We start from the raw sequence: 7,029 nt of genomic DNA, 5'->3' as shown, positions 1-7,029 counted from the left end.
GGTGGTGTGAGAGGACGCTAAATAAAATAATTATTTAGCTCCTACTCGATTGTTATAATTTATTAACTTCATATAAATTTATAAATTATATTTAGACAAATTAAATATGTTATATATTAAACCGTATGCTTTTCCTAATAATATAAAAAATAAAAATCATATGGTAAAAGTTACATAGAAACATTATAATATAATGAAAGAGAATAGTATTATTAGCAATTATATGCAATAAGGGGGAATAAAAATGAAAAAAGTTAGAATAGCACTACTAGGATTGGGGAATGTTGGTCGTGGTGTTTGTATGATTTTAAATTCTAATAAAGAGGAAATAATGAAACGTTCAGGTTATGAAGTTGAAATTGCTAAAATTCTTGTAAGAGATACAAGTAAAGCAAGAGGGGTGGAAGTTTCGGAAGAACTCATAACTACACATTTTGATGAAATATTAAAAGATGATTCTATTAAAATAGTACTTGAAATTATGGGTGGAATAGATCCAGCTAAAGAATATATGATAAAGTGTATGAATGCAGGAAAACATATTGTAACAGCAAATAAGATGCTAATTGCCACGCATGGAGATGAACTTTTTGAAAATGCTGATAGCAATGGAGTAATGTTTAAATATGAGGCAAGTGTGGCGGGCGGAATTCCAATAATAAACGGTATAGATGAAAGTTTGACTGCAAACAAAATAAAAGAATTATATGGAATTATAAATGGTACTACAAATTATATTTTAACTAAAATGGAATGTGATGGATTTGGATTTGATGAAGCTTTAAAGGAAGCACAGAAAAAAGGTTATGCAGAAGCCGATCCTACATCTGATATAGATGGTTATGATGCTCAATATAAATTAGCAATACTTTCATCATTAGCATTTGGAACAAAAATTGATGTAGATAATGTTTATAGAGAAGGAATAACTAATATAAATCCTATAGATATGGAATATGCAAAAGAATTTAAAATGGTTATTAAATTGCTTGCAATTGTAAAAGAAGTGAATGGAAAGCTTGAATTAAGAGTTCATCCAACTATGATACCTAAAAAACATCCACTAGCTAATGTATATGATTCATTTAATGCTGTATTTGTAAAGGGAAATGCAGTTGGTGATTTAATGTTTTATGGTAGAGGGGCAGGCGATTTACCAACAGGTAGTGCCGTAGTCAGTGATGTTATTTCTATGTTAAGAAGTAATGTTGATTTAGAAAATTATAATTCAGTGGTAAAAAATAATTTGTGGGATAGAGAAATATCGGATATTAAAGATGTTGAAAGTAAATTTTATATTAGAGCAACTGTATTAGATGAATCAGGAGTCTTAGGAGAAATAACTGCTATTTTAGGGAAACATAATGTTAGTTTAAGATCAGTTATTCAAAAAGGTGAAGAAAATGAAAAAGGTCAAGTAACGATAGTTTTAGTTACACACAAGACAACTCAAGCTCAAATATATAGTTCTTGCAATGAAATATCTAATCTAAGCTCTGTAAATAAAATAGATAATATAATAAGAATAGAGGATTTTAAAGAGTAGATTAAAAAACCAGCTTTATATTGCTGGTTTTTTTATTCTTTAGGAAATTATAAAAATATTAAATCTGTGGATAATTTCTAGAATACCGTGTTTTAAAGGTATGATGAGTATCTCTAAAGAATAAAAAATAATCATATGCCGCACCATTATTCCTGCACTGCGTTTGGAAAGGGTGCATGGCTAAAAAAATCGACGGCTCTAAAGTCGCCTTGGCGATTTTGTTCTTTTTAAATAAAGGTTATGTTTTAAGAACATATAAATGAAAGAATGATAAAAATAATACTTATTATAAATTGTAAATCTCACTTCTTTAAAAAAATTTTTTAATTAACAATTTATCAATAAAGAAGAGTGAATAGGCATAAGAATAGATATAGAGCGAGTGATATCAACAAAGTTAAAAAAATAACAATCTTGACAAGTTTATGCAAGTGTGTAATAATAAAAATATCAAAGAAAACGTTTGTATAGAGGGTGAACAATGAATAATATTAAAGAATTACTAGAAGAAAATCCAATAATAGCAGCAGTAAAAGATATGAAGCAATTAAACGTAGCATTAGAATCCTCAGCTGAAATAATTTTTGTATTATTTGGAGACGTAATGAACATTAAAGCAATTAGTGAATTAATAGTTTCCAAAGGTAAAGTAGGCGTGATTCACATTGATTTAGTAGAAGGTTTTACGAATAGAGAAGTTGTTATAAAGTTCTTAAAACAAGAAACTAAATTTAAAGGAATTATTAGTACAAAACCTCAGGTAGTAAAGATAGCAAAAAATTATGGATTAGTAGCAATACAAAGAGTATTTATATTTGATACGCTATCATTAAAGAATGCGGAAAATCATTTAGTAGTAGATTGCGATGCATTAGAAGTATTACCAGGAGTTATTCCAAAAGTTATAGAAATTATCTCAAAAAAATCAAATGCACCGGTTGTTGCAGGCGGTCTTATTGAAACTAAGGAAGATGTTATGTTAGCCCTAAGTTCAGGTGCAACATGTGTCTCAACAACTAGAAATGAAATATGGAATATGTAGACTTTAGATTTAGTTAGTATAGTCTTATAAAGAAAAAAACTTTATGTGACTTTATTTATAAAATTTATTTATTTATTGAGAGGATTGGTGAATTAAATGGGTAAATATATTGTAGCGTTAGATCAAGGAACTACAAGTTCAAGAGCTATTATTTTCGACAAGGAACAAAATATAGTAGGTGTAAGCCAAAAAGAGTTTACACAAATATATCCACATGAAGGTTGGGTAGAACATAATCCACTAGAAATATGGTCAAGCCAATATGGAGTACTTCAAGAAGTATTAGCAAAGACTAACATTACTGCTGATGAAATATCAGCTATAGGTATAACAAATCAAAGAGAAACTACAATAGTATGGGATAAAAATACAGGTGAACCGGTTTACAATGCTATAGTATGGCAATGTAGAAGAACTGCTGGTATAGTAGATGAATTAAAGAAAGACGAAGAATTTGCTGAATATGTAAAAGCAAATACCGGATTATTATTAGATGCTTACTTCTCAGGAACTAAAATCAAATGGATTTTAGATAATGTTGAAGGTGCAAGAGAAAAAGCTGAAAAAGGCGATTTATTATTTGGTACAGTTGATACATGGCTAGTTTGGAAGCTAACAAATGGTAAGGTTCATGTAACCGACTACACTAATGCTTCTAGAACTATGCTATATAATATAAAAGAATTAAGATGGGATGAAAAAATCATCAATAAATTAGGAATACCAACTTCTATGTTACCAGAAGTTAAGAATTCTTCAGAAGTTTATGGACATACTAATCTTGGCGGTGTTGGTGGTGTTAGAGTTCCAATATCTGGTATGGCAGGAGACCAACAATGTGCATTATTTGGACAAACTTGTTTCGAAAAAGGTAGTGCTAAAAACACTTACGGAACTGGATGTTTCTTACTTATGAACACTGGTGAAGATATGGTTCTTAGTAAAAATGGTCTTGTAACTACAATTGCTGTTGGTATAAACGATAAAGTTGAATATGCTTTAGAAGGTTCAGTATTCGTAGGTGGAGCTGTAATTCAATGGATAAGAGATGAACTTCAATTCATTCATGATGCAGCAGATTCAGAATACTTTGCAAAAAAAGTAGAAGATAATGGTGGAGTTTATGTAGTACCAGCATTCGTTGGACTAGGAGCACCATATTGGGATATGTATGCTAGAGGAGCTATCTTTGGATTAACTAGAGGAGCTAATAGAAATCATATAATTAGAGCAGCATTAGAATCAATAGCTTATCAAACTAATGATTTATTAACTGCTATGGCAGAAGATGCTGGATGCAAATTAGCATCACTTAGAGTTGATGGGGGAGCTAGTAGAAATGATTTATTAATGCAATTCCAAGCAGATATTTCAAACACTAAAGTTCTTAGACCAATCATCACTGAAACTACAGCATTAGGAGCTGCTTACTTAGCAGGTCTTGCAGTTGGATTCTGGGAATCTAAAGAAGAAATTGCAACTAAATGGGCTATTAGTAAGAGCTATGGACCAACTTTTGAAAGCGCTAAGAGAGAAAAGCTAAACAAAGGATGGAAAAATGCAGTTTCAAGAGTTAAAGGTTGGGCAGAATAGTAGACAAACCTAAACATTTATGTTATAATATAAATATAAAGTAAATAAAAAGTGCTTAGAGAATTAGAGTCAAGCACAAAGGCAGATTACTTCTTATTTGTAATTTGTGTTTGTGATTGGCTTTTTTGTTATATAAAAGGAGGATAAAATATGTATGATGTAGCAATAATTGGAGCTGGTGTCATTGGAGCTTCTATATTTAGAGAATTAACTAAATATAACTTAAAAGTAGCTGTTTTAGAGAAAGAAAAGGATGTATCAATGGGTACTACAAAGGCTAATTCAGCAATAGTACATGCTGGATTTGATCCAAAGATAGGTACTTTAATGGCTAAGTACAACGTAAAAGGAAATGAAATGTATGAAGATCTTTGTAAAGAGTTAGACGTTCCATTTAAAAGAAATGGTTCATTAGTTGTAGCTCATTCAGATGAAGAAATGCAAACAGTAAAAGAACTTTGTGAAAATGGTACTAAAATAGGTGTTAGAAACCTAAGAGTTATAGATAAAGAAGAATTATTAAAAATGGAACCAAATCTTACAGATGAAGTTCATGGAGCTTTATATGCACCAACTGGTGGAATAGTAGGACCATTTGAATTTACAATTGCATTATGTGAAAACGGTGTAACTAATGGTGGAGAAATTAAACTTAAAAAAGAAGTTTCTTCAATCAAAAAAGAAAATGGAATCTTTACAATAGAAACTACTGATGGAGAAAAGATAGAAGCTAAATACATAGTAAATGCTGCTGGTCTTTTCGCAGATAAAGTACACAATATGATCTGTAAAGAAACATTTAATATTACTCCAAGAACTGGTGAATATTATGTAATGGATAAATCTCAAGGTAAAATAGTATCTCATACAATATTCCCTTGTCCTTCTAAGATGGGTAAAGGTATATTAGTTAGTCCAACAATACATGGTAACCTTATCATAGGACCAGATGCTATAGATATCGAAGATAAAACAGATTTAGGAACAAATGGCGAAGGACTAGATGCTATAAGAGAATCTGCTATGCATACTACTACAAAGATTAATTTCAGAGAAAGTATAAGAAACTTTGCAGGATTAAGAGCAACACCAAGTACAGGAGACTTCATAGTTGAAGAAAATGATGAAGTTAAAGGATTTGTTGATGCTGCTGGTATGAAATCACCAGGATTAACTTCTGCACCAGCTGTAGCTGAAGCAGTAGTAGAAATCTTAGGAAATGCAGGTCTTCAATTAACTAAGAAAGATAACTTCATAGCTAAGAGACATCAAGTTCACTTTATGGAATTATCAGCTGAAGAAAAAGCTGAAATGATTAAGAAAAACCCACAATACGGTAGAATGATCTGTAGATGTGAAAGTATCACTGAAGGTGAAATAGTTGATTCTATAAAGAAATCATTTGGAACACTTTCTCTAGATGGTGTTAAGAGAAGATGTAGACCAGGAATGGGAAGATGCCAAGGTGGATTCTGTGGACCAAGAGTTCAAGAAATAATAGCAAGAGAATGTGGTGTTAAATTAGAAGAAGTAGTACAAGAAAAAGACGGTTCTTACATTTTAACAGGAAAAACTAAGTAGGAGGCTTTAATTATGAGTTATGAATTAATAGTAATTGGTGGAGGTCCAGCAGGACTTGCAGCAGCACACGAAGCATATACTAATGGAATCAAGAATATATTAATCTTAGAAAGAGACAAAGAACTTGGAGGAATCCTAAATCAATGCATACATAACGGATTTGGGCTTCATACTTTCAAAGAAGAGTTAACAGGTCCTGAATACGCTAGCAGATTTATCGATATGCTACAAGATACAAATGTAGAAGTTAAATTAGATACAATGGTATTAAATATAGACGAAGATAAAACTGTACATGCAATGAATTCTGAAGAAGGTTACATGACTTTAAAGACAGATGCAGTAATTCTTGCAATGGGTTGTAGAGAAAGAACTAGAGGAGCTATAAACACTCCTGGAGATAGACCAGCAGGCGTATTTACAGCAGGTGCTGCTCAAAGATATATAAACATGGAAGGATATATGCCAGGTAAAGAAGTATTAATACTTGGATCTGGAGATATCGGATTAATAATGGCTAGAAGAATGACACTTGAAGGTGCTAAAGTTAAAGCTGTTGTTGAATTATGTCCATACTCTAATGGATTAAACAGAAACATTGTTCAATGTTTAAATGATTATGATATTCCTCTATATTTATCACACACTATAATTGATATAGTAGGAGATACAAGAGTAGAAAAAGTTGTAATCGCTGAAGTTGGTCCAGATAGAAAACCAATTAAAGGAACTGAAAAAGAATTTACTGTTGATACATTATTATTATCAGTAGGTCTTATACCAGAAAATGAATTATCAACAAATGCTGGTATTCAAAAAGATAACAGAACTAATGGTTTAATAGTAACAGAAAACATGGAAACTTCAATGGATGGAATATTTGCTTGTGGTAACGTAGTGCATGTTCATGACTTAGTTGACTTTGTTACTCAAGAGTCAAAACATGCTGGACAAGCAGCTGCTAAATACATTAAAAAAGAACTTAAAAAAGGTAGTTATGTAAATATAATTAATGGACAAAATATTAATTATACAGTACCTCAAAAACTTGATGTAGAAGCAGTAGACGATAAATTAACTGTATTCATGAGAGTTAATAACATTTATCATAATAAGGCTTTAGTTGTAAGATGTAATGGTGAAGAAATTGCTAAGTTTAAGAGAACTCACTTAGCACCATCAGAAATGGAAAAGGTTATTTTAAGTAAGCCTTTATTAGAAAAAGTTAAAGGTGATATTACAATATCATTAGAGGATGGTGAATAAG

The 7,029-nt window shown here is 31.1% G+C and carries 5 protein-coding genes; all 5 read left to right on the top strand.

Features of this window, described 5'->3' with window-relative positions; genetic code table 11:
• The first annotated feature begins 244 nt into the window (after positions 1–244).
• Positions 245–1,546, top strand: a complete 1,302-nt coding sequence (locus tag RYM86_RS07980) for a homoserine dehydrogenase (RefSeq protein WP_315079369.1) — start codon at positions 245–247, stop codon at positions 1,544–1,546.
• A gap of 481 nt (positions 1,547–2,027) precedes the next feature.
• Positions 2,028–2,588: a glycerol-3-phosphate responsive antiterminator gene (locus RYM86_RS07975; protein WP_315079367.1), complete on the top strand. Its 561-nt coding sequence runs from the start codon at positions 2,028–2,030 to the stop codon at positions 2,586–2,588.
• Positions 2,589–2,684: 96 nt separating this feature from the next.
• Positions 2,685–4,181, top strand: coding sequence for a glycerol kinase GlpK (gene glpK / locus RYM86_RS07970; RefSeq protein ID WP_315079365.1), 1,497 nt, complete (start codon positions 2,685–2,687; stop codon positions 4,179–4,181).
• Positions 4,182–4,331: 150 nt separating this feature from the next.
• Positions 4,332–5,762: an NAD(P)/FAD-dependent oxidoreductase gene (locus tag RYM86_RS07965; protein WP_315079364.1), complete on the top strand. Its 1,431-nt coding sequence runs from the start codon at positions 4,332–4,334 to the stop codon at positions 5,760–5,762.
• A gap of 12 nt (positions 5,763–5,774) precedes the next feature.
• Positions 5,775–7,028 carry an NAD(P)/FAD-dependent oxidoreductase gene (locus RYM86_RS07960; RefSeq protein WP_315079361.1) on the top strand — a complete coding sequence of 418 codons (1,254 nt, stop codon included), beginning with the start codon at positions 5,775–5,777 and terminating at the stop codon, positions 7,026–7,028.
• Position 7,029: the final 1 nt, after the last annotated feature.

This window comes from uncultured Clostridium sp. (assembly GCF_963527835.1).
Taxonomy (GTDB): Bacteria; Bacillota; Clostridia; order Clostridiales; family Clostridiaceae; genus Clostridium.
Note: the sequence above shows the minus strand (reverse complement) of the source record. Positions and strands in the feature narration are given on the sequence as shown.

Bases quoted from the DNA above. Each gene is read 5' to 3' on its own strand.
- RYM86_RS07980 (WP_315079369.1), top strand. From the start codon at position 245: ATGAAAAAAGTTAGAATAGCACTACTAGGATTGGGGAATGTTGGTCGT.
- RYM86_RS07975 (WP_315079367.1), top strand. From the start codon at position 2,028: ATGAATAATATTAAAGAATTACTAGAAGAAAATCCAATAATAGCAGCA.
- glpK (WP_315079365.1), top strand. From the start codon at position 2,685: ATGGGTAAATATATTGTAGCGTTAGATCAAGGAACTACAAGTTCAAGA.
- RYM86_RS07965 (WP_315079364.1), top strand. From the start codon at position 4,332: ATGTATGATGTAGCAATAATTGGAGCTGGTGTCATTGGAGCTTCTATA.
- RYM86_RS07960 (WP_315079361.1), top strand. From the start codon at position 5,775: ATGAGTTATGAATTAATAGTAATTGGTGGAGGTCCAGCAGGACTTGCA.